The following is a 564-nucleotide window of genomic DNA, read 5'->3' on the forward strand; positions in this document are numbered from 1 at the left end:
CCGTCAGGACGTGGAGACCCGACAAACTGACATCATCGCCCGTCAATCCGACATCACCACCAAACAGACCGACATCACCACCAAACACACGCAAGTCGAAGCCGACAGAGCGGAAGTGGAAACCCGCCAGAGCGACATCATCGCCATTCAGTCTGACATCACTACCAAACAGACCGACATCACCACCAAACACGGTGAAGTCCAGAGCAACACCACCCTGGCCGGTACCTACAAAGACGAAGCCAAGACCTACCGCGACGAAGCGAAAAACTACGCCGACACCGTAACCGGCGGCATTGTCGAGCTGGGCAACTACGACGCCTCAACAAACACACTGCCAGCCAAGCCCACGACCTCCGCCTTCTGGAAAATCACCGCCGCCGGTACCCTCAACGGCATCTCCTATGGCGTAGGCGACTCCCTGGTCTACTCACTCTCATCGGACACCTTCTACAAAATCGACAACACCGAAGCCGTCACCTCCGTCAACGGCCATCAGGGCGTGGTCAGCCTCACCTACAACGACGTCAGCGCCCACCCGAACACCTGGGTTCCCTCATGGGC

1 protein-coding gene is annotated in these 564 nt (G+C 58.2%); it reads left to right on the plus strand.

The window, feature by feature from the left end:
- The coding region (locus AK963_RS34370; protein ID WP_202969974.1) for a hypothetical protein at positions 1 to 564 on the plus strand (564 nt) is incomplete at both ends.

The organism is Endozoicomonas atrinae, from assembly GCF_001647025.1.
Classification (GTDB): Bacteria; Pseudomonadota; Gammaproteobacteria; order Pseudomonadales; family Endozoicomonadaceae; genus Endozoicomonas; species Endozoicomonas atrinae.